This is a genomic window from Enterovibrio sp. QJM3NY_24, from assembly GCF_057786035.1.
This window is the reverse complement of record NZ_CM173519.1, coordinates 16,259-41,965: the sequence shown is the minus strand read 5'-3', so window position 1 is coordinate 41,965 and position 25,707 is coordinate 16,259. Positions and strand designations below refer to the sequence as shown.

The following is a 25,707-nucleotide window of genomic DNA, read 5'->3' as shown; positions in this document are numbered from 1 at the left end:
TGCCGCTTAGTGTACTTTACATACTCAAACAACCACAAGAAGCGCGAGTCAATGTGATGTCGCCATCATGTGGTTATTTTAATCAGATCAAACCATGCTCAAAGTGCTTAGTGCGCCAACTACCTGTCCGATGACTCGCGTGAGACGGGTAAGGTAACCACATCTTCGTTTTGTTCAGATTCTTCTGACGTGTCTCTTTTTAGCATAGTCGGGCTGATATCGCGCTTTACCTCTACCCCGAGGGATTTAAAGCCTTCCACCTGACGAAGAATATTCCCTCGTCCTGTCGACAATTTATTTAGCGCGCTGTGGTAGCTGTCTCCCGCTTTATCAAGCGCTGCACCGAGCACTTCAACATCTGCGACAAACAGACGAATCTTATCGTAAAGCTTGGCGGCTTTATCGGCGATAAGACGCGCATTCTGATTTTGATGCTCGTAACGCCACAAATTGTTGATGGTTCTCAATGCCACCAGCAAGGTCGTTGGACTGACAAGCATGATATTATGATCAAGTGCCTCGCGGATCAGTGATGGCTCAGCTTCTAAGGCAATCTGGAATGCGGGCTCAATAGGAATAAACATCAGCACGTAATCAAGGCTGTGAACACCATGCAGTTGATGATAATCCTTTCGCCCAAGCCCTCGAATATGCCCGCGAATAGCGGCAACGTGCTCGCGCAACGCGCTGTCTTTTTCCGCCACTGTATCTGCGTGGAAATAACGTTCATACGCGACCAGCACCATCTTGGCGTCAATCACGACGTCTTTTTCTTGCGGCAAACGCACAATCACGTCTGGCTGATAGCGCTTGCCTTCCTCGTTTTCCAAGCTAACTTGGGTTTGGTATTCATAACCATCACGTAAGCCAGATTCCTCCAACACGCGCGCCAGTACAACCTCGCCCCAGTTACCCTGCTGCTTGTTATCCCCTTTCAACGCTTGCGTCAGGTTCACGGCTTCACGTGTCATGTCCTCATTGAGCTTTTGCAGGCTTTTGATTTCATGGATCAGGGTGTGACGCTCTTTGGTTTGCTCACCAAAGCTGTCACTGACTTGTTTATGAAAGCCCTCTAGCTGGCTTTTCAGCGGGCCTAATAACGAATCTAAGCTTTGTCTATTTTGTTCATCGACAGTCCGTGTTTTGTGGTCGAACACTTTGTTGGCCAAACTTTCGAACTGCACGCGTAGGCGCTCTTCCGCGCTTTCGAGTAAGCGGATTTTCTCGTCTGCCGCTTCCAATTGCTCTTCAGTACGTGTTTGCTGTTCACGTAGCGAAAGCTCTAGCGCTGCTTTGTGATCACGCAGGGAATCTAACGTCTCAGTAAGCTGCACTTTTTCCGCACGAAGTGCGTCCATTTGACGGAGCTTTTCGGCCGCCGCGGCCAGTCTGCCATACTGCAGGCGAAGTTCAGCGCTGAGTCGATCTCGATCCAAATCCAGTTCATCGAGCTCTCCTTGAAGCGATGTGTTCTCGGTTTGCAGACGCTCAATCGCAGCGCAGCTGAGTTTTTCGTCTGCCTCACGTTGCTGCATATGGAGATCGCGCAGGTTTCGCTGTGCCATACAATGATAGACCGCACTGACGATGAGTGTCAGTCCTGCACCTATTGCCGCTGCAAGCCATATCATGCCATCTGAAAACAGGCTTTCGATCTGCATGCCATTAACCTTTTCAATGTTCATCATTACTTGTAGCAAAGGCTAATAAGACACTGGATAAATGTCCAGTCTTTCTGTTTGTCGGTAACTGCACTAGACTGCTGCTCTCCTCTTTATTAAGTAAGCACTTCTCATGAATGATCGCCTTGCGATTGGCTACGGATTGGCTGCCGTGTTGCTTTGGTCAACCGTCGCGACGGCTTTTAAAATCACCCTGACTTACATGGACCCGATCCAAATGCTGGCTGCCGCCAGTGTGGTCTCTGCATTGTCACTTGTCGCTGTGGCGGGATGGCAAGGCAATCTACACCTCATTACGTCGACGTTTTTTCGCCGTCCGCTTTATTATTTGATGCTTGGACTTATCAATCCGTTTATCTATTATTTGGTGCTGTTTAAAGCCTACGACTTGCTGCCCGCATCATTGGCTCAGCCGCTTAATTACAGCTGGGCGATTACGCTGACTTTGATGGCGGCCATATTCTTAGGGCAAAAAATTCGTAAGCAGGATTGGATTGCGGCGGCATTGGGCTATGCCGGTGTGGTGGTTATTGCGACCAAGGGCAATGTCTTGGACTTAAACTTTGATAGCCCGCTAGGCGTTGGATTGGCCCTTTTCTCAACACTACTTTGGGCAGGTTATTGGATCCTAAACGCAAAAAACCAAGCCGACCCTGTCATTGGATTGTTACTTGGTTTTCTTTTGTCCTTGCCGTTCTCTATCGGTCTTAGTCTATATAGTAGCGATTGGAGTGGTATTCCTTGGCAAGGCTGGCTCGCCGTCAGTTACGTGGGCTTGTTTGAAATGGGGATCACGTTTGTGCTTTGGCTGAAGGCGATGAAGTTGGCGACCAATACCGCCAAAATCAGCAACCTTATCTTTATTTCGCCATTCATTTCACTGATATTACTGGCCAATATTATAGGCGAGCAAATCCACCCAACGACCTTGATAGGCTTGGTAATGATTATTGCTGGTTTATTGATTCAGCAACGAAAAAGTAAGACGTGATTTAAAACAGTTAAGCGTTACGCTGCGCTAGATATTGGCGCAGCTCATCCACTGAGATGCCATCATCTGCGATTTCTTGTGCCAACTCCTGAACGCGCTCTCCGCGGCGATCTGCAATAACTTTATTAAATTGATGGACCAATTCACGCAATCCACTGATCGGTACTTGGCGAGCCGCACGTTGGACGCGATCCTCACTCATACCGCTTAATTCTGTGAGAAGTTTACCAAACATCATTTTCTCTGGAGATTCTTCAAGAGTCTCCAAGTGACGAGCTAATTCAAGCATCGACATCGACATAGTTATACAACCTATTGTTTTAATTTTCGGGAAGAAAGGAAGTGTTCGCACACTAAATATACTCCCTTTGGTCAATAAGCAACAAAAAAATACCCGCACAAAATAATTTGGCGGGTAAATAGTCGGTAATAAGCACGCCATTATTACGAAGTGAATGCCGTAAACATATCGCCTAGAGGGTCAGCACTTCGTGCTTTGTGCGCTTTTTCAATAATATAGATTACATTACTGTTTTCTCGTTTTTAGCACTCAGCCGTATGCCAGCGCTTGCCTGCTCGAGACCAAAGCACAGCCAAACCTGGCGCAATCAACAGCATATGGAAAACCAATAGGTGAGGCTCAGATAGACCAGCTCGTTGTGTCAGGCTGACAAGGATACCCGCGCCACTCATTTGAAAGAGGCCAAGCAGCGCCGCCGCTGTGCCAGCACGTTGACCAAAAGGCTCCAGCGCTTTACCTGCCGACGAGCCCAACACCCAAGCAAAGCCAAATGACGATAAGAACACGGGCACCATGAAGGCCCACGCGGTTTGTGTCGAGCTCAACACGCCCATCAACACACCCGCAAATACCAATATCATCATGCCTGCGTTTAGCGTTTTACGGCTCCCGACGATATCCATAACTTTTGGCGTCGTCATTGAAGCAAAAATATTGAGCGCAGCGTTGATGGCAAACCATCCTGTAAACTGCCCCATCGACAAGCCCAACCCATTGATAAGTCTCACCGGTGCTGACGTTACGTAAGCCAGAATCACCGCCATTGCCAACATGCAAAGCACGGCATGATAGATAAACACAGGTTCTTTCAATACTTGCCAGTAACGGGAAGGACTCAACAGCGCGCCGCTTGAATCGGTATCAGCTGGGCGCGTTTCGCGAAACAGCGTAAATACCAGCACCAAAGCCACTAGCGCATATGCCATCATGAAACTAAAGTTTGAACGCCAGCCAAAGTGAACAGTTAACCAACTGCCCAACAACGGTGCCAGCGCAGGGATAAAACAGATAGCACCATTGAGGTAACTGATCATTTGACCGCTTCGCTTACCGCCAAAGCTATCTCGTACTGCCGCAAACGCACACACAGAGGTTGCGCACGCACCCGCACCTTGCAGTAAACGCGCAATGAGCAAAGCGTCTAACGAAGAAGCAACCCAAGCCATGGCAGAGCTTGCGGCGTAAATAGAGATACCCACTAAAGCGACGGGACGACGACCAAAACGATCGGCTAATGGGCCAGCCAACAATTGGCCCATACCCAAACTCACCATAAACCATGAAATAGTGTCTTGAATACGGGTCGGCGCAACATCAAATTCTGCGGCCATAATTGGCATAGCGGGCAAATAAATATCAATAGCAAGCGGGCTGAACAGTACAAGCAGTACCATCAATGCAACCAAGCGGCTATCAGGTTTCGAAGAGGGGGTGGACATAAGGAACTCCTGATTAATTGCGCGCAGTGTAGTCTTGTTTTGATATGAATAAAAATGGCTTATAGTCAGGTGAGACATTCCCGTATGGAATATTACTATTGAATCTGAATCATTTATTACGCTACGACCTCAATATGCTGATTTGTTTGCATATTTTATTGGAAGAGTGCAACGTCACGCGCACAGCTCAACGTTTGCATCTGAGCCAATCTGCAGTGAGTAAGAGCCTCGCCAAGCTACGCGAGCAATTTGATGACCCTTTATTTAACCGCACTTCACGTGGTTTACACCCGACAGCCAAGGCACTATCACTCAAACCCGCGCTGAAAAACTTGCTCAACCATTTAGACGGACTGACTGTATCGGATGCGTTCAATCCCGCTACCAGTGATCGTCGTTTTCATTTTGCACTGGTCGAAAGCGCCTACCCTCTTTTGATGCCGCGATTCTTAGGTGAAATACTAGATGCAGCGCCATCAATCACCTTAGATACTCAGGCATGGGGTGCAGGTACGTTTGATGCGATGGCACGGGGCGAAGTGGACTTTGGTATAACAGGAAAAGATCTGAACCCTGCTGATGCGATGCTCACTTTAATGCCTCCTAAAGGCATCGTTTACGAAGAGTTATATCAAGATCATCAAAAAGTGATTGTTCGCCAAGGGCACCCGTTATTGTCAAAGCGCTGGAATATGGAAAGCTATCTCAAACAGCGCCATATACAAGTCCGTTGTGATGGCAGCGATCGCTGGCTACTGGATTACAAACTCGCCGAACGTGGGCTTGAACGCGACATTGCGATGTATGTCCCTGACTTTAATAGTGCGGCCAGTTTATGCACCCATACCGATTTGGTATTTACCGCGCCATCTCACTTCGCCAACGCAGTGACCAAGCAACTGGATTTGGTGGTGACATCTTTGCCTGAGCCGTTACCGCCCATGGCATATACCCTGTTTTGGCATCAAAGTCAGGAATCTGACCCTGGTCATCGTTGGCTGAGACAGCTCATTATTTCGCGTTGCCGATATATGACAGAAATTGCAGCGGCTGAGGAAAACAGATAGGTTAGAGCCTTGAGAGAACACGCTAAACCTCATCGCTTTTTGAACATTACGATCAATCAAAACAGATAAAAATAGGACGAAAAATGCACGCCACTTATGCTGATCGCGTCAACGCATTGCGACGCTGGCTGGAAGACCAAGCGCTGGACGCACTGGTTATTCCACATGAAGACGAGTTTCTTGGAGAGTATATTCCCGCCCACAATGAGCGTCTTCACTGGGCCACCGGATTTACAGGTTCGGCAGGCGCGGCGGTGATCACTCGTGAAAATGCAGCCATTTTTGTTGATGGTCGCTACACCGTACAGGTGCGTAAACAAGTCCCTGGCGATATTTTTGAATATCGTCATTTGATTGAACAACCTGCATTGCAATGGCTTACTTCTAACTTGCCACAAGGCAGCAAAGTCGCCATCGATACGCGTCTTCATAGCGCAAACTGGCTAGCTAACGCCGAGCAAACTGTGGCAGGAAAACTGACACTGACCGCTATCGACAGCAACCCGATTGATGCACTTTGGCACGATCGTCCTGAGCCACGTTTAACCACTGCTCGTCTGATGAGCAACGAGCTCGTTGGACAAAGCAGCACAGAAAAACGCGTGCTCATTGGCCAAGCACTGACAAAAGCTGGTGCAAACGCAGCGTTGCTGAGTCAACTAGACAGCATTTGTTGGCTCTTAAACATTCGTGGTGGCGATGTATCTCGTCTTCCCGTCGTATTGGCTTCTGCATTGGTTGAAGCGAATGGCAATGTCATCCTGTTTATTGACCCTAGCCGTCTACCCGATGACTTTGCGGCACATGTTGGCGCAGGCGTATCAGTGCAATCACCAGATGCACTAGAAGCGGCCTTGTCGGCTATGTCTGGCAAAACCATTTTGGTCGACCCACAAACCAGCAATGCTTGGGCAAGTCAGGTTCTGGCCAAAAACGGCGCAATCATTGTGCACGCTGCAGATCCTTGCATGCTGCCGAAAGCGGCCAAAAACACCACTGAAATTGCAGGCATCAAAGCGAGTCATATCCGAGATGGTGTGGCAGTAAGTCGTTTTCTAGCATGGCTAGATGCGCAAGTCGCCGCAGGCATTCTTCCAAACGAAGCAGAGCTTTCTGACAAACTCTACAGCTTCCGCGAATTGGACGAAACGCTGGCAGATTTGAGCTTTGATACCATTTCGGCCGCAGGCGGAAATGCGGCCATGTGCCACTATAACCACCTCAATCAACCGAAGCCGGGCGAACTGGAACTGAATAACGTGTATCTGGTGGACTCTGGCGGTCAATATCCAGATGGCACGACAGATATCACGCGCACCGTGGCAATCGGTGAATGCTCTGATGGCGTGAAGCAAGCATTTACGCTGGTTCTCAAAGGTCACATTGCACTCACCACAGCACGTTTCCCGAAAGGCACCGCTGGCAGCCAATTGGATGCATTAGCTCGCCAATACTTGTGGGCAAACGGCTTTGATTACGATCACGGTACAGGTCATGGCGTTGGTCACTTCCTCAGTGTTCACGAAGGTCCACAACGCATTGCCAAGGCGCCAAATACCGTTGCCTTACTGCCAGGTATGGTGCTCTCCAATGAGCCTGGCTACTACCGCGCAGACGCATTTGGTATTCGCATTGAAAATCTAGAGTTGGTGGTAGAAGTACCCACAGCGGGTGACATGACGGTAATGGGTTTTGAGTCACTAACTCGCGCGCCAATTGATCGTCGTTTGGTGGATGTGAACCTGCTGACTGACAGCGAGATCGCATGGTGGAACGATTACCACCAAAAAGTGTGGGCCGATATCAGTCCATCACTGCAAGATGATGATTTAGCTTGGCTTGAGCAATCCGTGGCACCCTTGTCTCGTTAACCAAATCACCGCCAATCAAACAATGAAAAAGGCTCCTCGGAGCCTTTTTAGTTTTCAATTTTTGGCTAACCTGAGTACCCTGCTTGCCAATCCTTCCAAACCACGTCAAAGCCTGCACTTTTCACCGCATTGGCGACCTCTTTGGCACTACGCTCATCAGAGACCGCAAACTGTTCCAGCTCAGGCTCATTGTCGGCATATCCTCCAGGCTGAGTTTTTGATGCCGCTGACATAGACGTAATCCCAAGGGGTAAGACTTTGTCACGAAACGCTGGCGATTCTCGGGTGGATAAGGACAACTCCACCTCTGAATTGAGCAAACGATATGCACAAATGAGCTGAACCAATTGCCTATCTGTCATGACAGATTTGGGCTGCACAGCGCCTTCACACGGACGCAATCTTGGGAACGATATGGAATAACGACTGCGCCAATAAGTTCGCTCCAAATAGTCGAGGTGAGTCGCGACGAAAAAGCAATCCGTTCGCCATTCATCAAGCCCAATTAGCGCACCAATACCGATTTTATCGATACCTGCTCGCGCCAGCCTATCTGGCGTATCAAGCCTAAAAGCAAAGTCGGTTTTATTACCTCGAAGATGATGCTCACCGTAAGTCACCCGATTATAGGTTTCCTGATAGACCATCACCGCATCCAGCCCCAACCCTTTTAACTCTGCATACTCTGTTTGCGCCAGTGGCTGCACCTCCATCGCTAGATAACTGAATTGACGCTTAATTTCAGGTATCGCCTGACGAAAATAGTTCATGCCAACTTTGGTTTGATGCTCACCCGTGACCAGTAAAATACTGTCAAAGTTCATCGCCTTGATAGCACGACACTCACGGCCAATATCATCCATCGACAGGGTGCGTCGCTTGATGCGATTCTCCATCGAAAAGCCGCAATAGGTGCAAACATTGGCGCAAAGGTTCGACAAATACAGCGGAACATAAAAATTCACTGTGTAACCAAAACGGCGGCGAGTTAACGCCGCTGCTTGTTGCGCCATGTGTTCGAGATAGGGCTCGGCAGAAGGCGATATCAAGGCTTTAAAATCCTCAAGATCTCGCTTAGGTTTCGCCAGCGCACGCAAGACATCCGCTTCATTTTTACTATAGATAGATAGCCGAATATCGTCCCAATCTAGCGTTTCCCAATAGGCTGAAAAACTCATTTTCTCTCCCGTCTATCAGGTAAGTTCATCAAGAAACGACGTGAGTGGACTCGATGCAACAGCATGCTGCACTTTGCCCGCCAACCCTGCTTCATAGGCCATACGACCGCTTTCTACTGCCAACTTAAACGCCTGCGCCATGGCAACCGGATTGCGTGCCGCTGCAATGGCTGTGTTCACCAATACTGCATCAGCACCTCTTTCCATCGCTTCTGCAGCGTGAGAAGGCGCGCCAATCCCAGCATCGACGATCACAGGCACCTTGGCTTGATCGATGATGATGTCGAGAAAGTCCCTCGACACTAGCCCTTTATTACTGCCAATCGGTGCACCTAGCGGCATCACTGCCGCGCAACCCACTTCCTCTAACCGCTTACAAAGCACAGGATCAGCATGACAATAAGGCAATACTATAAAACCCTCTCTTACCAGTACTTCTGCCGCCTTCAAGGTTTCTATCGGATCGGGCATGAGATATTTAGGGTCAGGATGAATTTCAAGCTTAAGCCAGTGAGTACCAAGCGCTTCTCGTGCCAATCGCGCAGCAAAAATGGCTTCTTTCGCCGTTTTTGCGCCTGACGTATTCGGCAATAAATTGAGATTGGCAGCGATAAGCGGTGCAAGAATATCGTCTTCGCGGTTTTGAACGTCAACGCGTTTAAGCGCCATAGTGACAAGTTCAGAGCCACTTGCCGCAATACTTTGCGCCATCACTTTGGTTCCGGAAAATTTTCCGGTGCCCGTAAATAATCGAGATGAAAACGTTTTATCTGCAATTGTTAACACGGTCATCCTCCTGCAATCGCTTGAAACACGGCGACCTGAATACCTTCGGTCAATGGTGTCTGCTGCCACTGACCTCGCGGGATAATCTCTCCATTGATGGCGATAGCCACAGATTGCTGTGACAATGACAACTCGTGTATCAAAGCATCAAGATCACTGGCACCGGCTGGAGAATACGCCTGATCATTAAGCCAAATGTTCATCGGGCACCTCGCTGACATGTGATGAATTATGGGGGTGACAGACGGCGCAATCACTATCAATAGGGATCGACATAGCGCGAAGCGACAAGGATTGACCATCCAACTGATAGAAACGGCTGGGGATGCTTTTTGTCTGTGTCAGTAGCTTGAGCGCTTCCAAAGCTTGTAGGTTGCCAATCACCCCAGCAACGGGCCCTACGACACCAGCGCTTTGGCAATTTCGTGGAGAAGCATCCTTGCTTGCAGGAAACAAACAGTGATAACAAGGCGAAATGCTCGCAGCGAAATCAAACACCATCAACTGTCCTTGCCATCCAATAGCGGCACCTGCAACCAATGGTGTGCAGGATTTCCTGCACACTTCATTCACCGCTTGCCGGGTCGCCATGTTGTCACTGCAATCGAGCACGACATCGGCCAATGACACTTCGAGATCAAGTGCTCTATCAACAAGGTAGCGTTCCACTGCGCGACATTGAATCTGTGTGTTCAGCGCCATTAGCTGCGCACTCAGTGCACGCGCTTTGCTCTCACCCAGATTGCCTTCACGGTATGCCACTTGGCGTGACAAGTTTGAACGCTCTACTGCATCATCATCAGCAAGCACCAGGTTACCTACACCCGCGCCAGCAAGGTAGAGGCTGGCAGCAGTGCCTAGGCCGCCGCATCCCACAATAAGTACCTTTGCTTGCTTCAGGCGAGACTGCCCTTCTTTTCCCCACTCAGACAGCATAATTTGACGGCTGTAACGCTCAAACTCGCTATCAGACAGAGGCGGAATGCTCATGTCTCGCCTCCTCGGTCAAAATGCGTGAAAACGACTGCAATGTCGAAGGCAGATCGCCCGATTCGGTGACAGCTCGAACAACGGCAATAGCATCCACACCTGTTTGCCAAACCTCTGACGCGACAGACAAGTCAATGCCACCAATCGCGACAGTCGGGAAGCGACCATCGACGGTTTTCAGGTGTTTAGCCAACTGTTCAGTACCTTGAGGAGGTGTTGGCATGACTTTGGTTGGAGTGGGAAAGATATGTCCGATAGCCAAATAGCTCGGCGCAATCGAGAGGGCGAGATCCAGCTCCTGCGCCGTTCGAGTTGAGATCCCCAAGCGAATACCAGCCTGAGCAATGGCCTCGAGATCTGCATCTTTCAGATCATCTTGACCAAGGTGTATACCGTATGCCCCTGCTGCGAGTGCTTTCTCCCAGTGGTCATTGATAAAGATCTGCGCCTTAGCGGTCTTTCCAGAGGCGACAGCCTCTTCGATCATTGCGTCTAGATCAGGTTCATTGGGATCTTTGATCCTAAGTTGAATGGTACGCACGCCTAGCGCCAACAAACGCTTAAGCAATACAATGTCATCAACCACTGGATAAAGAGGGCCAATGCCCTCCTCCATGTGCGCAAATGATACGCGACAGTTAAACATAGAAGGTTTCATCACCCCTCCTACGCTTTCTGGTGGTAAAGTTCACTGCCTTTGGCCAAGAACTCTGCCGATTTTTGTTTCATGCCTTCCAGCGGATCATCCAGCATCTGAACTTCTACCGCTTGGCCTTTCTCTTGGTTTTTAGCGTATTCGCGGACTTCTTGGCTTATCTTCATGGAACAAAACTTAGGCCCGCACATCGAACAGAAATGCGCCACCTTGCCAGACTCTTGAGGCAGTGTTTCATCGTGATAAGTGCGTGCAGTATCTGGGTCAAGTGCCAGATTAAATTGATCTTCCCAACGAAATTCAAAACGCGCTTTAGACAAGGCATTGTCGCGAACCTGAGCACCAGGGTGGCCTTTTGCAAGGTCTGCAGCGTGCGCGCACAATTTGTAAGTGATCAGGCCGATTTTGACATCATCTTTATTCGGCAAACCAAGGTGTTCTTTTGGTGTCACATAGCAAAGCATGGCGCAACCGAACCAACCGATCATTGCGGCGCCAATACCAGACGTAATATGATCATAGCCCGGTGCAATATCGGTAGTCAGAGGGCCAAGGGTGTAAAATGGCGCTTCATGGCAGTGCTTGAGCTGCTCGTCCATGTTTTCTTTAATCATGTGCATCGGGACATGACCTGGCCCTTCAATCATCACCTGGACATCATATTCCCATGCAACTTTGGTCAGCTCGCCCAAGGTTCGTAACTCGGAAAATTGCGCTTCATCGTTTGCATCAGCAATCGAGCCAGGGCGCAAGCCGTCCCCCAAAGAAAGCGCGACATCATACTGAGCACAAATTTCACAGATTTCACGGAAGTGAGTATAAAGAAAGCTTTCGGTGTGATGAGCAAGGCACCATTTCGCAATGATAGAGCCGCCGCGAGAGACAATTCCCGTCACGCGCTTGGCGGTCATTGGCACATAACGCAGCAAAACACCGGCGTGTATTGTGAAGTAATCAACCCCCTGCTCGGCTTGCTCAATTAAGGTATCACGCATGACTTCCCATGTTAGGTTTTCGGCAATTCCGTTAACCTTCTCAAGCGCTTGATACATTGGCACTGTGCCAATAGGTACAGGGCTGTTTCGCAAGATCCACTCTCGGGTCTCGTGAATGTTTCGTCCCGTAGACAAATCCATCACGGTATCGCCACCCCAACGGGTCGACCAAACCAATTTTTCAGTCTCTTCTTCTATCGAAGAACTCACTGACGAGTTACCAATATTGGCGTTAACTTTCACTAAGAAGTTACGCCCAATTATCATGGGTTCGGATTCAGGATGGTTGATATTTGATGGGATGATGGCGCGACCTTCTGCGACTTCTCTGCGCACGAACTCAGGCGTAATTTCTTTGGGTAAATTGGCACCAAAGCTTTGCCCTGGGTGCTGATGATTGAGTTGCTCATCGGCATATTTGTGGCGTCCCATGTTCTCACGTATTGCGATGTATTCCATTTCTGGCGTAACCATACCCTGACGCGCATAGTGAAGCTGAGTCACTCGCTTACCTGCTTTTGCACGACGAACATCGGGCAGTCTGCCAAAACGCAGTTCATCTAATGTATCGTCATCCAGGCGTGTTTGTGCAAACTCTGAGGTTACTCCCACCAACGCTTCAGTATCGCCACGTTCTTCAATCCAACGCTCGCACAGCTTTGGCAACCCCGCGTAGATATCAATGTGGTAATCAGGGTCAGTATAAACACCGGATGTATCATAGATAAGTACAGGTTCGTTATCTTCAAACTGTGGTGTCTCTTTATTTCCGCCGATCATGCTTGGCGACAACGAGATTTCACGCATTCCAACGCGAATATCTGGACGAGATCCTACAACGTGAACTTTTTTGGAATTAGGGAAGGGTTGCACCGACAGGTTGTCGATAAAATCTTTAGCTTCGTTTCTGGCTTGTTTACGGGTCGACATAGCATTACTCCATTAATTGTGGGAATAAATGCTTGCCGGATTTGCTCTGCAAGAGGTGTGTCACGCACAGATACAGTTACCCCGTTTGAGGTGACGTAATCTAAAACACGATTGTATTTACTTTCTCTTGTTTCCTTCGCAGGTATTAGCCTGATCAGGTTCAACGGATCCCGCTTTCGCGGTCTCAGCCAAATGGCACTCCGACAAGTATCAGTTGCAGTATAAGAAATGCGCTATGTCTTCTCAACCTCAATGTCTGTGATTAGCTGCGCATTAAGAGCTGAAAGCCTGCCCATGCGGCAAAAATACACACCACGACATTCAATACGATGTTTAACCCCATCTTGAACCACTCGCCTTGCTGAAGCAGCAAAACATTGTCCATTGAAAACGTGGAAAACGTTGTCAATGCACCAAGAAAGCCAAGGCCGATAAGATGTCGCCATGGACCAGGACCAAAAGTCTCTTGTTCAAGCGCCGCTACCAAAAATCCCATGATCAATGAACCAATAATATTCACTGTCAAAGTCCCATAGGGAAAACCTCGCCCTAACAAAACAGCGCAAAGCTCAGAAATAAGATAGCGAGAACAAGCACCCGCCGCGCCACCAATAGCAATATAGAAAAGCAAAACCGCCTGATTCATGGTCTAAAACCACTCGTAGCTTAAAACAGTAACAATATGATACGCCGTAAAAACGACAAGCGCTAAGGCAGGAACAAAAATTGGATGTGATTGCGTATAACTGAGATTCATAAAAATAGCATTCATTTCTAAAGTAAGGCTGAATAGGTAAACGCACTGCTTCTCATGACACGTACAGAATATATCAGGTATAAATAAATCGACATTACTGTCGAGGTCTTAAATGTGGCAGGGTGGAGAGATTTGACTGGGCTGGCATTCCAGCTCCCAACATCACTTTAAAAAAGTGACAGATACGAAACCCCGACATTACTGTCGAGGCCTTAAATGTGGCAGGGTGGAGAGATTTGACTGGGCTGGCATTCCAGCTCCCAACATCACTTTAAAAAAGTGACAGATACGAAAAAGCCCCGACATTACTGTCGAGGCCTTAAATGTGGCAGGGGTGGAGAGATTCGAACTCCCAACACGCGGATTTGGAATCCGCTGCTCTGCCAATTGGAGCTACACCCCTATACAACCGCTATTTTAACGACAATCAGCAAAATAGCTAGGGTTTAGTAAAGCTTCATGCTCCAACTGAACAGGAATTAGGCAATGTCGTGTTTTTCAGCAAGATTTTGTTTGTATTTATTAAATACGAGCAATGCTATAACTGCAGGCCCAGCTACCGCCGTTGCGACTGCTGTACAAAGTAACGTCATTTGAATTAATGCTGATAAATCATTCATTTGATGATTCCCCAAGCCGTTAAATGTAAGTTTGATAATACCGTGATGGTATAAAAAAAAACTCTCAATAGTAAGAACCCGCGCGACTCAATTCGATAGTTGCATAGCGTAATATGCAATAAATAAACACTGATCACTTATGGTATGGATTTCTATACAACAAGTTTTAGACGTCATACCACGATAAATCAAACTATTAGTGACATCATTAATAAAAATGCGTACTCGAAGATATAGACAGTGCCCAAGGGAATCTACAGAAAAATTTCTAACAAGGTTTTTAATTGATACTGGCGTGTATGGGACTATACGAAGGTGTAACGATCAAAATTGTGTAAGACTTTCTGATGAGCATAAACGATAAAAAGCCCCGTCATTTCTGACGAGGCTTCTTAATAAATGGCGGAGCGGACGGGACTCGAACCCGCGACCCCCGGCGTGACAGGCCGGTATTCTAACCAACTGAACTACCGCTCCACACGGGGATAAACACCTGAGTATCTATCCGATACACGCCGTTCAATGCGCATATCTAAATTTGAAGCCTGGCGATGTCCTACTCTCACATGGGGAGACCCCACACTACCATCGGCGCTATTACGTTTCACTACTGAGTTCGGCATGGGATCAGGTGGGTCCATAATGCTATGGTCGCCAAGCAAATTTTGTATTGTTCCCCGCCATGAGGCGAAAAACGAAAATCTGGGAAAATTCTGACTAGTGACTTCTCAATACACATTCAACGTTCTTATCTGAGTCCGCTAAAACCCCTTGGGTGTTGTATGGTTAAGCCTCACGGGCAATTAGTACAGGTTAGCTCAATGCCTCGCAGCACTTACACACCCTGCCTATCTACGTCGTAGTCTCCAACAACCCTTTAGGACACTTATAGTGTCAGGGATGACTCATCTCGAGGCTCGCTTCGCGCTTAGATGCTTTCAGCGCTTATCAATTCCGAACTTAGCTACCGGGCAATGCCACTGGCGTGACAACCCGAACACCAGAGGTTCGTCCACTCCGGTCCTCTCGTACTAGGAGCAGCCCCTCTCAATCATCCAACGCCCACGGCAGATAGGGACCGAACTGTCTCACGACGTTCTAAACCCAGCTCGCGTACCACTTTAAATGGCGAACAGCCATACCCTTGGGACCGACTTCAGCCCCAGGATGTGATGAGCCGACATCGAGGTGCCAAACACCGCCGTCGATATGAACTCTTGGGCGGTATCAGCCTGTTATCCCCGGAGTACCTTTTATCCGTTGAGCGATGACCCTTCCATTCAGAACCACCGGATCACTATGACCTACTTTCGTACCTGCTCGAATTGTCATTCTCGCAGTCAAGCGGGCTTATGCCATTGCACTAACCTCACGATGTCCGACCGTGATTAGCCCACCTTCGTGCTCCTCCGTTACTCTTTGGGAGGAGACCGCCCCAGTCAAACTACCCACCAGGCACTGTCCGCAATCCCGATAAGGGACCAACGTTAGAACATCAAGCATACAAGGGTGGTATTTCAAGATTGCCTCCACACCATCTAGCGACGATGCTTCAAAGGCTCCCACCTATCCTACACATGTAGGGTCAATGTTCAGTGCCAAGCTGTAGTAAAGGTTCACGGGGTCTTTCCGTCTAGCCGCGGGTACACAGCATCTTCACTGCGATTTCAATTTCACTGAGTCTCGGGTGGAGACAGCGTGGCCATCATTACGCCATTCGTGCAGGTCGGAACTTACCCGACAAGGAATTTCGCTACCTTAGGACCGTTATAGTTACGGCCGCCGTTTACCGGGGCTTCGATCAAGAGCTTCTCCGAAGATAACCCCATCAATTAACCTTCCGGCACCGGGCAGGCGTCACACCGTATACGTCATCTTTCGATTTTGCACAGTGCTATGTTTTTAATAAACAGTTGCAGCCACCTGGTATCTGCGACTGCCTCTAGCTCCATCCGCAAGGGACTTCACCGGAGGCAGCGTACCTTCTCCCGAAGTTACGGTACCATTTTGCCTAGTTCCTTCACCCGAGTTCTCTCAAGCGCCTTGGTATTCTCTACCCGACCACCTGTGTCGGTTTGGGGTACGATTCCTTATAACCTGAAGCTTAGAGGCTTTTCCCGGAAGCATGGCATCAATGACTTCATCACCGTAGTGACTCGACATCGTGTCTCAGTGTTAACAGCGTCCCGGATTTACCTAAGACACCCACCTACGCACTTGAACTTGGACAACCGTCGCCAAGCCCACCTAGCCTTCTCCGTCCCCCCATCGCAGTTATAAGCAGTACGGGAATATTAACCCGTTTCCCATCGACTACGCCTTTCGGCCTCGCCTTAGGGGTCGACTTACCCTGCCCCGATTAACGTTGGACAGGAACCCTTGGTCTTCCGGCGAGGAGGTTTTTCACCCCCTTTATCGTTACTCATGTCAGCATTCGCACTTCTGATACCTCCAGCAAACCTTACAGTTCACCTTCAACGGCTTACAGAACGCTCCCCTACCCAACAACTCCGAAGAGTTGATGCCGCAGCTTCGGTGTATCGCTTAGCCCCGTTACATCTTCCGCGCAGGCCGACTCGACCAGTGAGCTATTACGCTTTCTTTAAATGATGGCTGCTTCTAAGCCAACATCCTGGCTGTCTGAGCCTTCCCACATCGTTTCCCACTTAGCGATAACTTTGGGACCTTAGCTGGCGGTCTGGGTTGTTTCCCTCTCCACGACGGACGTTAGCACCCGCCGTGTGTCTCCCGGATAGTACTTACTGGTATTCGGAGTTTGCAAAGGGTTGGTAAGTCGGGATGACCCCCTAGCCTTAACAGTGCTCTACCCCCAGTAGTATTCGTCCGAGGCGCTACCTAAATAGCTTTCGGGGAGAACCAGCTATCTCCGAGTTTGATTGGCCTTTCACCCCTAGCCACAAGTCATCCGCTAATTTTTCAACATTAGTCGGTTCGGTCCTCCAATTGATGTTACTCAATCTTCAACCTGCCCATGGCTAGATCACTCGGTTTCGGGTCTACTCCTAGCAACTTATTCGCCCAGTTAAGACTCGGTTTCCCTACGGCTCCCCTATTCGGTTAACCTTGCTACTAAAAGTAAGTCGCTGACCCATTATACAAAAGGTACGCAGTCACCCCACGAAGAGGCTCCCACTGCTTGTACGTACACGGTTTCAGGTTCTATTTCACTCCCCTCACAGGGGTTCTTTTCGCCTTTCCCTCACGGTACTGGTTCACTATCGGTCAGTCAGGAGTATTTAGCCTTGGAGGATGGTCCCCCCATGTTCAGACAGGATACCACGTGTCCCGTCCTACTCGTTTTCACAATAAAAGCATTGTCGTGTACGGGGCTATCACCCTGTATCGCGCCACTTTCCAGAGGCTTCCACTAACACTTAAACTGCTTAAGGGCTAATCCGGGGTCGCTCGCCGCTACTGCCGGAATCTCAATTGATTTCTTTTCCTTCGGGTACTTAGATGTTTCAGTTCCCCGAGTTCGCCTCATACAGCTATGTATTCACTGCATGATACGTGCTTATGCACGTGGGTTTCCCCATTCGGAAATCGTAGACTCAAGTGGCTTTTACTGCCTTATCTACGCTTATCGCAAGTTAATACGTCCTTCATCGCCTCTGACTGCCAAGGCATCCACCGTGTACGCTTAGTCACTTAACCATACAACCCCAAGAGGTCTTTATGTATGGCAAACAACCAAGGTGACTCTCGTTAAAGAGTCGGTTCAAATTAATGAACGGTTTTTCGCCGGACTCAAATATGTTCATCTTTCGATGAAACCAAGAACACTTGAATGTGTTTGGTGTTAATCCCATCAGGATTAACGTTTTGAGAACTTTTGTTTCATTACCTCTCGGGTAGAGAGATAAGAAACAGATTTCAATTTATTTCCTCTCTATAAAGAGAAGTCATAAATCTACTAGTCAGCTTTCCAGATTTTTAAAGAGCTATGATGTTCTTTCGAATCACCACTTTCTAACAACACTCAGAGAATGTGTTTAATAAGTGGCGTCCCATAGGGGAGTCGAACCCCTGTTACCGCCGTGAAAGGGCGGTGTCCTAGGCCTCTAGACGAATGGGACACATCTGTTCTTTGTTCTTCAACCTATACAATTTGTGTGGACACTGGCATTAATAGTATCGTTAAGGAGGTGATCCAGCCCCAGGTTCCCCTAGGGCTACCTTGTTACGACTTCACCCCAGTCATGAACCACACCGTGGTAAACGCCCTCCCGAAGGTTAAGCTATCTACTTCTGGTGCAGCCCACTCCCATGGTGTGACGGGCGGTGTGTACAAGGCCCGGGAACGTATTCACCGTGGCATTCTGATCCACGATTACTAGCGATTCCGACTTCACGGAGTCGAGTTGCAGACTCCGATCCGGACTACGACGTACTTTCTGGGATTCGCTCCACCTCGCGGTCTTGCTGCCCTCTGTATACGCCATTGTAGCACGTGTGTAGCCCTACTCGTAAGGGCCATGATGACTTGACGTCGTCCCCACCTTCCTCCGGTTTATCACCGGCAGTCTCCCTGGAGTTCCCACCATTACGTGCTGGCAAACAAGGATAAGGGTTGCGCTCGTTGCGGGACTTAACCCAACATTTCACAACACGAGCTGACGACAGCCATGCAGCACCTGTCTCACAGTTCCCGAAGGCACACCAAAATCTCTTCCGGCTTCTGTGGATGTCAAGAGTAGGTAAGGTTCTTCGCGTTGCATCGAATTAAACCACATGCTCCACCGCTTGTGCGGGCCCCCGTCAATTCATTTGAGTTTTAATCTTGCGACCGTACTCCCCAGGCGGTCTACTTAACGCGTTAGCTCCGGAAGCCACGGCTCTAGGCCACAACCTCCAAGTAGACATCGTTTACAGCGTGGACTACCAGGGTATCTAATCCTGTTTGCTCCCCACGCTTTCGCATCTGAGCGTCAGTCTTTGTCCAGGGGGCCGCCTTCGCCACCGGTATTCCTTCAGATCTCTACGCATTTCACCGCTACACCTGAAATTCTACCCCCCTCTACAAGACTCTAGCCTGCCAGTTCAAAATGCGGTTCCCAGGTTGAGCCCGGGGCTTTCACATCTTGCTTAACAAACCGCCTGCATGCGCTTTACGCCCAGTAATTCCGATTAACGCTCGCACCCTCCGTATTACCGCGGCTGCTGGCACGGAGTTAGCCGGTGCTTCTTCTGCAGCTAACGTCAAATTAATACGCTATTAACGTACCAACCTTCCTCACTGCTGAAAGTGCTTTACAACCCGAAGGCCTTCTTCACACACGCGGCATGGCTGCATCAGGCTTGCGCCCATTGTGCAATATTCCCCACTGCTGCCTCCCGTAGGAGTCTGGACCGTGTCTCAGTTCCAGTGTGGCTGATCATCCTCTCAAACCAGCTAGGGATCGTCGCCTTGGTGAGCCATTACCTCACCAACTAGCTAATCCCAACTGGGCCCATCCCGACGCGAGAGGTCCGAAGATCCCCCTCTTTGGTCCGTAGACATCATGCGGTATTAGCAGTCGTTTCCAACTGTTATCCCCCACGTCAGGGCAGGTTCCCAGCCATTACTCACCCGTCCGCCGCTCGTCATCTTCAAAAGCAAGCTCTTGAAATGTTACCGCTCGACTTGCATGTGTTAGGCCTGCCGCCAGCGTTCAATCTGAGCCATGATCAAACTCTTCAATTAGAATTTTTCTTGTTATCCCCATTTCCGAAGAAACAGGTCTAACGCTCAATGAATACTGAATTACTTTTTTGCCCTAAGGCAAAACTGCATTGACTGTGTTGATAGCGTTACTCCGAAGAGCTCAACCATCTTGGGTCACTCAATTCATTGATAAATCTTATGTCTATCAAGTACAAGTGCCCACACAGATTGTATAGGTCAAATTGTTAAAGAACGTTGACTGTAGAAGCGACTCCGTGGAGACGTCTTCTCATCGTCAGGGCTGCGAATTCTACGCTGCCAGGCGATGAAGTCAAGAAGAAATTTTGAGATTTTTCAGCGTGCTGCTCACCGCATCCAAAACGTCTTGTTGACTCCCTTCAACCGCGATAAGCACTGGGCTTTTCCGTTGAAGCAGGCGGGCATTCTACTGATTGGGTCGTTAACGTCAAGCGTTTATTTCCATTCAGTTTTGAAGCCGTTTTCGCCGTACTGATTGGGTGTGCAATGCCTTAGTTGGCGCCGCGCTCCGTGTCAGTGAGGCGGCATTATAGGGAGGTTTGAGATCTTGGCAAGGGCTTTATTGCGGTTTTTTATCTAAAACAGGTTATTCGTTCATTTTTCACACGAAACGCTGTTAAAGCGAACCAAAACGCTTTGAGAATTGCTTCACACGGTCCCAGTTAGTGTATTCCACCTCTTTACTAGAATCCGTTTCGCCGCCAGTCATCTTCATAATGAATTGAATCATGATGCGATCGAAGAACCGGTAACGCGGGTAATAGAGTGCACCAGCGAATACATCTATTGTTTCTGGCTGCCACGGCGATAACTTGAGAAACTTCTGTACGTAGACACTTCCTTCTGGCGTATCTTTTCCTGGCTTTCGCGCCGTGAGGTTTACACAGAAAAATACAGCACTAGAAGCTTTCAATGCAGAAAGGTTATTATCAATAAACCGGTAAAGCTTCTTATTAAAGTGCCCGTAGCGAATAGATGCGCCAATAAGTACCTTATCGTAATCCGCCAAGTTCACATTTGGAATCTCATGCAAGTCCACCAGCTCACACTGATAGTCGCCCGCTAATTCCTTTTCGATAAAATGCAGGATCTTAACCGTCTGCCCTTCGCGGCTTGAATGAAGAAAAAGTGCCTTTTTCATATTAATTCCTATTAAACGCTAGCTGCGCCAAAATGTAGGGGTAAAGAGGACCAGTAATGTAAATACTTCAAGTCGCCCAAACAGCATCGACACGATCAAGACCCATTTAGCACTGCTATTCACATCACCAAAATGAACAGCTACCTCACCCAGACCCGGCCCCAAGTTATTCAATGTTGCCGCAACCGCTGAGAAAGCGGTTAATTCATCCATCCCCGTCGCAATCAATGCCAACATACAAAGCACAAACACCAATGCATAAGCGGAAAAGAATCCCCAAACAGCATCTACAACTTGTTGCGGCAGAGCCTTGCTTCCCACTTTAATGGTGTAAACCGCACGAGGGTGAACCAATCGCTTTAATTCTCGAGACCCCTGAAGGGATAAAAGCAGAATACGGATTACCTTCATTCCACCTCCAGTAGAGCCGGCGCATCCTCCAATAAAAGAGGAAAACAGAAGTAACACAGGGAGGAATAGTGGCCACTCAGCGAAACTGGTCGTAGTATATCCCGCGGTCGTTGAAATAGACACGGTCTGGAAAATGGCTTGGTTAAACGCCTCAAACTCTGAGTCATAGGTCCCATGATCCATCAACATGCCAAAAACAATCGCCAGTAAGATGATTTGGATAGCAACAAAGACCCTAAATTCAGGGTCTTTAAAGTAGAAGCCAGGATGTAGCTTACCGCTGGCAAACGCCGCAAAGTGCAAAGAGAAATTACATGCAGATATAAAGAGGAAGAAAACAGTAATGAAGTTGATTGCTGAGCTATTGAAGTAGCCCATACTCGCATCGTGCGTTGAGAAACCGCCAATAGCCACCGTCGAGAAACTATGACTAATGGCATCAAACACCGACATACCAGCCAACCAATAGGCCGCAGCACACGATATCGTGAGCGCCAGATAGATATACCAGAGCGCCTTTGCTGTTTCAGCGATACGCGGCGTCATTTTACTGTCTTTAACTGGCCCAGGAATTTCAGCCCGATAAAGCTGCATACCACCAATACCCAGCACAGGCAAAATAGCCACTGCCAGCACAATGATACCCATACCACCAAACCATTGCAGAAGCTGACGATAAAAGAGTACAGCTTTTGGCAAATCATCAAGGCCGACAATGACCGTCGCCCCCGTGGTTGTCAGTCCTGAGAAGGATTCAAAGAAAGCATCGGTCACGGACATATTGGGCTGCTCAGAGAGCATAAAGGGAATGGAACCCGCGCTGCCAATAACTGTCCAGAATAGAACAACTATAAGAAAGCCATCTCGAGCTTTTAGTTCATGTCGATAGCCTCTGTTTGGAAACCACAGCGAACCACCACCAGCAAGAAGTAGGAAGAAAGTGAGAACAAAAGGAAAACCTTCGCCATCACGATAGATAAATGCCACCACTGCTGGCGCCAGCATGGTGATACTAAATAGTGCCAGGAGAAGCCCGACGATTCGGATAATTGAACGAAATTGCATAGCCTAAGAGGGCTCAATCCTTGTATTCAGGTGTAGACCTGAATCATGAGTTATTATTTAGCCCGGCCACACTTACCTGACCACGAGTACGATTTACAATCTCACTCGCCATCTGATCGGCACTCCGTGCATCCACTTCCACTGTCATCAACACATTATGGCTGAATTCAGTACTAACCTGAACCGCGTTATGGGATGCCAATATAGATTCAATCAAGGCAATGTGAGTGTATTCACAGCTTAGTGTGAACTGAACCGTAATTGCCTTTTCATTTGTTGTCAGTATTGCGAGGGCTTGTTGAACCCCTCCGCCGTAAGCTTTAACCAGCCCACCAGTACCTAACCTGATCCCACCATAATAGCGCGTAACCACTGCGGTGATCTCGCCAACTCCACTTCCTGTGAGCTGTGCAAGGATAGGTTTCCCCGCCGTTCCAGAGGGTTCTCCATCATCACTAAACCCCCAACACATCGAATCTTCAGGACGACTTGCGACAAACGCCCAGCAGTTATGACGCGCATCGCCATGTTTGGCTTTAATTTCTGCCACAAAGGATTTTGCACTTTCAATGCCCGAGGTATGTGCAAGATAAGTGATAAAGCGGCTTTTTTTTATTTCCTCTTCCGACACCACCGCACTCGCAGGGATCAGATAAGGGGTGATATTCATTTCAAAGACCTATCATTGAAAAGGCGCGGGATTTTAACACAGTAACGTCCTTTCATTGCTAACTGCTTTTGTAGGACACCATACCCTCTCACGCGAGATGAGATATAGATCAAACACAAAATTCAAACAATCGTTTAACATTTTATTTGCCTTTTCGATTGGTGCGGCTCAGACTAGTGAAATCTGGTCTTACCAGATCGAATCCCTACTTAACGGTAAACCAAATACCAGACGCAGAGCTGGCAATACGGAGATAGAACATGATTTACCAAGGTGACACTCTGTCCGTACGCTATCTGGAAGATGGCATCGCGGAACTCAACCTCGACGCACCAGGTTCCGTCAATAAGTTTGATCGTGCGACGCTAAAAAGCTTAGCGGATGCACTGAGCGCACTCGAATCAGAAACAGATGTACGTGGTCTTTTGCTGACATCCGCCAAGTCGACCTTCGTTGTCGGTGCAGACATCACTGAGTTCTTGGACATGTTTTCAAGCCCTGACGAAGATCTGGCAAAATGGATTGCTGATGCAAACAGTGTCTTCTCAAGAATCGAAGATCTTCCCTTCCCGACCGTTTCTGTTATTGCCGGTTTTGCCCTTGGCGGCGGTTGTGAATGTATCTTGTCGACAGATTTCCGTATCGCCGATACCACGGCGCGTATTGGTCTGCCTGAAACCAAGCTAGGCATCATCCCAGGATTTGGTGGCACCGTTCGTATGCCACGCCTCGTTGGTGCCGATACCGCCATGGAACTCATCACGGCAGGTAAAGAAAGCAAAGCCCCTGCTGCTCTCAAACTAGGCTTGGTTGATGCAGTCACCGCACCTGATGATTTACGTGATGCAGCTATACGACTCATTACACAAGCCATTGACGGCAAGCTCGATTGGGAAAAACGCCGCGAACAGAAAAAAGCGCCGCTTCAGCTTAACAAAATGGAAGCAACCATGAGCTTCACCATGGCGAAAGGTATGGTGGCGCGAGTTGCAGGTGCGCATTATCCCGCACCAATGGCCGCCGTCCTTGCGATAGAAGAAGCATCCCGCGCAAATCGCGACGAAGCGCTACTGATTGAAAGCAAACACTTCGTCAAACTCGTAAAAGGTCCTGTAACCCAAGCTTTGGTTGGCCTGTTCCTTAACGACCAATTCCTAAAGTCTAAAGCCAAAAAAGCGGCGAAAGAAGGGAAAGAGACTCATCACGCCGCCGTATTGGGCGCGGGCATCATGGGTGGCGGCATTGCTTACCAATCCGCAAGTCGTGGCGTTCCGGTATTGATGAAAGACATCAGTCAATCATCGCTGGAGATGGGCATGAAGGAAGCCTCAAAACTACTCAACAAACAGCTAGAGCGTGGCCGTATTAATGGTTCAAAAATGGCAGACGTTCTTGCTTCTATTACGCCTAGCCTGCATTACGCGGGTATTGAGCAAGCTGACGTCATCGTAGAAGCTGTGGTCGAAAACCCGAAAATCAAAGCAGCCGTCTTAAGTGAAGTCGAAAGCTTGATCAGCGAAGATGCCGTACTCACGTCGAACACCTCTACCATTCCTATCGATTTGCTCGCCAAATCGTTAAAGCGTCCAGAGAACTTCTGCGGTATGCACTTCTTCAACCCCGTGCACCGCATGCCGTTGGTCGAAGTGATTCGCGGTAAAGACACATCAGACGAAACCATTTCTCGCGTTGTTGCTTACGCTGCCAAAATGGGCAAGAGCCCAGTCGTTGTTAACGATTGTCCGGGCTTCTTCGTCAACCGTGTACTGTTTCCGTACTTTGCTGGCTTTAGCTTATTGCTTCGTGATGGCGCTGACTTCACCAAGATAGATAAAGTGATGGAGAAGAAATTCGGTTGGCCAATGGGACCGGCATATCTGCTGGATGTGGTAGGCATTGATACCGCTCACCATGCCCAAGCGGTAATGGCAGAGGGTTTCCCAACGCGTATGGCGAAAAATTATCGCGACGGCGTTGACGTCATGTTCGAGCAACAACGTTTTGGGCAGAAAAACGGATTGGGTTTCTATCAATACTCGATAGATCGAAAAGGTAAGCCAAAGAAAGACGTGGACGCGGAAGTATCGCCGTTGTTGTCTACCGTGGTTGGCAAAAACACAGATTATAGCGATGAAGAAATAATCAATCGCATGATGGTGCCGATGATCAATGAAGTCGTTCGCTGCCTAGAAGAAGGTATCATTGCCACTCCACAAGAAGCAGATATGGCACTGGTCTATGGCCTAGGCTTCCCTCCATTCCGTGGTGGTGTTTTCCGCTATCTAGATACGATTGGATTGGCAAATTACGTCGCAATGGCAGACAAACTGGCAGATCTTGGTCCGGCCTATGAAATACCACAAGGCCTGCGCGATAAAGCGACCAAAGGCGAAGGGTATTACGATGCCCAACGACAGTCAGCCTAACACCATACGGATCAAGATTAAGAGGGAA

Annotated in this window: 18 protein-coding genes, 3 tRNA genes, 3 rRNA genes and 1 riboswitch; of the genes, 4 read left to right on the top strand and 20 right to left on the bottom strand. The window is 48.7% G+C overall.

From position 1 onward, the window contains the following. Positions 1 to 119 precede the first annotated feature (119 nt). Positions 120 to 1,661, bottom strand: coding sequence for a DNA recombination protein RmuC (gene rmuC, locus AC3CIC_RS00185; RefSeq protein WP_488515079.1), 1,542 nt, complete (start codon positions 1,659 to 1,661; stop codon positions 120 to 122). Positions 1,662 to 1,794: 133 nt separating this feature from the next. Here rmuC and AC3CIC_RS00180 point away from each other — a divergent pair, with 133 nt between their 5' ends. Then, on the top strand, positions 1,795 to 2,673 hold the full coding sequence (locus AC3CIC_RS00180) for a DMT family transporter (RefSeq protein WP_016959508.1): 879 nt from the start codon (positions 1,795 to 1,797) through the stop codon (positions 2,671 to 2,673). 10 nt (positions 2,674 to 2,683) lie between these two features. On the opposite strand, the gene tsrA is transcribed toward AC3CIC_RS00180, so the two are convergent. Together tsrA and AC3CIC_RS00170 are read right to left on the bottom strand one after the other, a co-directional pair. Next, positions 2,684 to 2,974, bottom strand: a complete 291-nt coding sequence (gene tsrA / locus AC3CIC_RS00175; protein WP_016959509.1) for an H-NS-like global regulator TsrA — start codon at positions 2,972 to 2,974, stop codon at positions 2,684 to 2,686. Positions 2,975 to 3,216: 242 nt separating this feature from the next. After that, a complete protein-coding gene (locus AC3CIC_RS00170; RefSeq protein ID WP_016959510.1) occupies positions 3,217 to 4,413 on the bottom strand; it encodes a multidrug effflux MFS transporter in 1,197 nt (398 codons plus the stop codon). A 98-nt stretch (positions 4,414 to 4,511) separates the two neighbouring features. On the opposite strand from AC3CIC_RS00170, the gene AC3CIC_RS00165 reads away from it, so the two are divergent. Further along, a complete protein-coding gene (locus AC3CIC_RS00165; protein WP_488515078.1) occupies positions 4,512 to 5,480 on the top strand; it encodes a LysR family transcriptional regulator in 969 nt (322 codons plus the stop codon). A gap of 83 nt (positions 5,481 to 5,563) precedes the next feature. Beyond that, positions 5,564 to 7,351, top strand: coding sequence for an aminopeptidase P family protein (locus AC3CIC_RS00160; RefSeq protein ID WP_488515077.1), 1,788 nt, complete (start codon positions 5,564 to 5,566; stop codon positions 7,349 to 7,351). 65 nt (positions 7,352 to 7,416) lie between these two features. Here AC3CIC_RS00160 and thiH read toward each other — a convergent pair whose 3' ends face one another. The 17 genes from thiH to AC3CIC_RS00075 all read right to left on the bottom strand — a co-directional run bounded on the left by thiH (position 7,417) and on the right by AC3CIC_RS00075 (position 23,253). Then, the gene (gene thiH, locus AC3CIC_RS00155; protein WP_488515076.1) at positions 7,417 to 8,529 is read right to left on the bottom strand and encodes a 2-iminoacetate synthase ThiH; all 1,113 of its coding nucleotides are present in this window, start codon (positions 8,527 to 8,529) and stop codon (positions 7,417 to 7,419) included. A gap of 15 nt (positions 8,530 to 8,544) precedes the next feature. Next, the gene (locus tag AC3CIC_RS00150) at positions 8,545 to 9,315 is read right to left on the bottom strand and encodes a thiazole synthase (RefSeq protein ID WP_488515075.1); all 771 of its coding nucleotides are present in this window, start codon (positions 9,313 to 9,315) and stop codon (positions 8,545 to 8,547) included. 2 nt (positions 9,316 to 9,317) lie between these two features. Next, entirely contained in the window at positions 9,318 to 9,518 is a 201-nt protein-coding gene (thiS, locus tag AC3CIC_RS00145; RefSeq protein ID WP_017005022.1) for a sulfur carrier protein ThiS, read from the bottom strand. After that, on the bottom strand, positions 9,502 to 10,305 hold the full coding sequence (locus tag AC3CIC_RS00140) for a HesA/MoeB/ThiF family protein (RefSeq protein WP_488515074.1): 804 nt from the start codon (positions 10,303 to 10,305) through the stop codon (positions 9,502 to 9,504). Before AC3CIC_RS00140 ends, thiS begins: the two co-directional genes overlap by 17 nt. Continuing rightward, positions 10,283 to 10,963 (bottom strand): thiamine phosphate synthase, encoded by a 681-nt coding sequence (gene thiE / locus AC3CIC_RS00135; RefSeq protein WP_488515073.1) that lies wholly within the window; start codon positions 10,961 to 10,963, stop codon positions 10,283 to 10,285. Before thiE ends, AC3CIC_RS00140 begins: the two co-directional genes overlap by 23 nt. 8 nt (positions 10,964 to 10,971) lie before the next feature. After that, entirely contained in the window at positions 10,972 to 12,885 is a 1,914-nt protein-coding gene (gene thiC / locus AC3CIC_RS00130) for a phosphomethylpyrimidine synthase ThiC (RefSeq protein ID WP_488515072.1), read from the bottom strand. Between the two features lie 114 nt (positions 12,886 to 12,999). After that, positions 13,000 to 13,098: riboswitch (TPP riboswitch) on the bottom strand. A gap of 49 nt (positions 13,099 to 13,147) precedes the next feature. Next, positions 13,148 to 13,531, bottom strand: coding sequence for a fluoride efflux transporter CrcB (gene crcB / locus AC3CIC_RS00125; RefSeq protein WP_488515071.1), 384 nt, complete (start codon positions 13,529 to 13,531; stop codon positions 13,148 to 13,150). Between the two features lie 437 nt (positions 13,532 to 13,968). Continuing rightward, a tRNA-Trp gene (locus AC3CIC_RS00120) sits at positions 13,969 to 14,045 on the bottom strand. Between the two features lie 76 nt (positions 14,046 to 14,121). Continuing rightward, positions 14,122 to 14,262 carry a hypothetical protein gene (locus AC3CIC_RS00115; RefSeq protein ID WP_016959520.1) on the bottom strand — a complete coding sequence of 47 codons (141 nt, stop codon included), beginning with the start codon at positions 14,260 to 14,262 and terminating at the stop codon, positions 14,122 to 14,124. A gap of 400 nt (positions 14,263 to 14,662) precedes the next feature. Then, positions 14,663 to 14,739: transfer RNA gene (locus AC3CIC_RS00110), tRNA-Asp, on the bottom strand. A 66-nt stretch (positions 14,740 to 14,805) separates the two neighbouring features. Continuing rightward, positions 14,806 to 14,921, bottom strand: a 5S ribosomal RNA gene (rrf, locus tag AC3CIC_RS00105). 123 nt (positions 14,922 to 15,044) lie between these two features. Beyond that, positions 15,045 to 17,937 (bottom strand): 23S ribosomal RNA (locus tag AC3CIC_RS00100). Between the two features lie 346 nt (positions 17,938 to 18,283). Then, a tRNA-Glu gene (locus AC3CIC_RS00095) sits at positions 18,284 to 18,359 on the bottom strand. A gap of 62 nt (positions 18,360 to 18,421) precedes the next feature. Further along, positions 18,422 to 19,966 (bottom strand): 16S ribosomal RNA (locus AC3CIC_RS00090). The 16S, 23S and 5S rRNA genes sit together here with 2 tRNA genes alongside, the layout of an rRNA operon. 616 nt (positions 19,967 to 20,582) lie before the next feature. Next, positions 20,583 to 21,107: a menaquinone-dependent protoporphyrinogen IX dehydrogenase gene (gene hemG, locus AC3CIC_RS00085; protein WP_488515070.1), complete on the bottom strand. Its 525-nt coding sequence runs from the start codon at positions 21,105 to 21,107 to the stop codon at positions 20,583 to 20,585. Positions 21,108 to 21,125: 18 nt separating this feature from the next. Then, a complete protein-coding gene (locus AC3CIC_RS00080) occupies positions 21,126 to 22,583 on the bottom strand; it encodes a TrkH family potassium uptake protein (protein ID WP_016961772.1) in 1,458 nt (485 codons plus the stop codon). Between the two features lie 43 nt (positions 22,584 to 22,626). Further along, positions 22,627 to 23,253: a YigZ family protein gene (locus tag AC3CIC_RS00075; protein WP_016961773.1), complete on the bottom strand. Its 627-nt coding sequence runs from the start codon at positions 23,251 to 23,253 to the stop codon at positions 22,627 to 22,629. Positions 23,254 to 23,513: 260 nt separating this feature from the next. On the opposite strand from AC3CIC_RS00075, the gene fadB reads away from it, so the two are divergent. Continuing rightward, positions 23,514 to 25,679 carry a fatty acid oxidation complex subunit alpha FadB gene (fadB, locus tag AC3CIC_RS00070; protein ID WP_488515069.1) on the top strand — a complete coding sequence of 722 codons (2,166 nt, stop codon included), beginning with the start codon at positions 23,514 to 23,516 and terminating at the stop codon, positions 25,677 to 25,679. The last annotated feature ends 28 nt before the right edge of the window (positions 25,680 to 25,707 follow it).

Excerpts from the sequence above, each read along its gene's own strand:
- crcB (WP_488515071.1), bottom strand. The coding sequence starts at position 13,531 with ATGAATCAGGCGGTTTTGCTTTTCTATATTGCTATTGGTGGCGCGGCG.
- AC3CIC_RS00140 (WP_488515074.1), bottom strand. The coding sequence starts at position 10,305 with ATGAGCATTCCGCCTCTGTCTGATAGCGAGTTTGAGCGTTACAGCCGT.
- thiH (WP_488515076.1), bottom strand. The coding sequence starts at position 8,529 with ATGAGTTTTTCAGCCTATTGGGAAACGCTAGATTGGGACGATATTCGG.
- fadB (WP_488515069.1), top strand. The coding sequence starts at position 23,514 with ATGATTTACCAAGGTGACACTCTGTCCGTACGCTATCTGGAAGATGGC.
- rmuC (WP_488515079.1), bottom strand. The coding sequence starts at position 1,661 with ATGCAGATCGAAAGCCTGTTTTCAGATGGCATGATATGGCTTGCAGCG.
- AC3CIC_RS00080 (WP_016961772.1), bottom strand. The coding sequence starts at position 22,583 with ATGCAATTTCGTTCAATTATCCGAATCGTCGGGCTTCTCCTGGCACTA.
- AC3CIC_RS00160 (WP_488515077.1), top strand. The coding sequence starts at position 5,564 with ATGCACGCCACTTATGCTGATCGCGTCAACGCATTGCGACGCTGGCTG.
- thiC (WP_488515072.1), bottom strand. The coding sequence starts at position 12,885 with ATGTCGACCCGTAAACAAGCCAGAAACGAAGCTAAAGATTTTATCGAC.
- hemG (WP_488515070.1), bottom strand. The coding sequence starts at position 21,107 with ATGAAAAAGGCACTTTTTCTTCATTCAAGCCGCGAAGGGCAGACGGTT.
- AC3CIC_RS00115 (WP_016959520.1), bottom strand. The coding sequence starts at position 14,262 with ATGAATGATTTATCAGCATTAATTCAAATGACGTTACTTTGTACAGCA.
- thiE (WP_488515073.1), bottom strand. The coding sequence starts at position 10,963 with ATGAAACCTTCTATGTTTAACTGTCGCGTATCATTTGCGCACATGGAG.
- AC3CIC_RS00075 (WP_016961773.1), bottom strand. The coding sequence starts at position 23,253 with ATGAATATCACCCCTTATCTGATCCCTGCGAGTGCGGTGGTGTCGGAA.
- AC3CIC_RS00180 (WP_016959508.1), top strand. The coding sequence starts at position 1,795 with ATGAATGATCGCCTTGCGATTGGCTACGGATTGGCTGCCGTGTTGCTT.
- AC3CIC_RS00170 (WP_016959510.1), bottom strand. The coding sequence starts at position 4,413 with ATGTCCACCCCCTCTTCGAAACCTGATAGCCGCTTGGTTGCATTGATG.
- tsrA (WP_016959509.1), bottom strand. The coding sequence starts at position 2,974 with ATGTCGATGTCGATGCTTGAATTAGCTCGTCACTTGGAGACTCTTGAA.
- thiS (WP_017005022.1), bottom strand. The coding sequence starts at position 9,518 with ATGAACATTTGGCTTAATGATCAGGCGTATTCTCCAGCCGGTGCCAGT.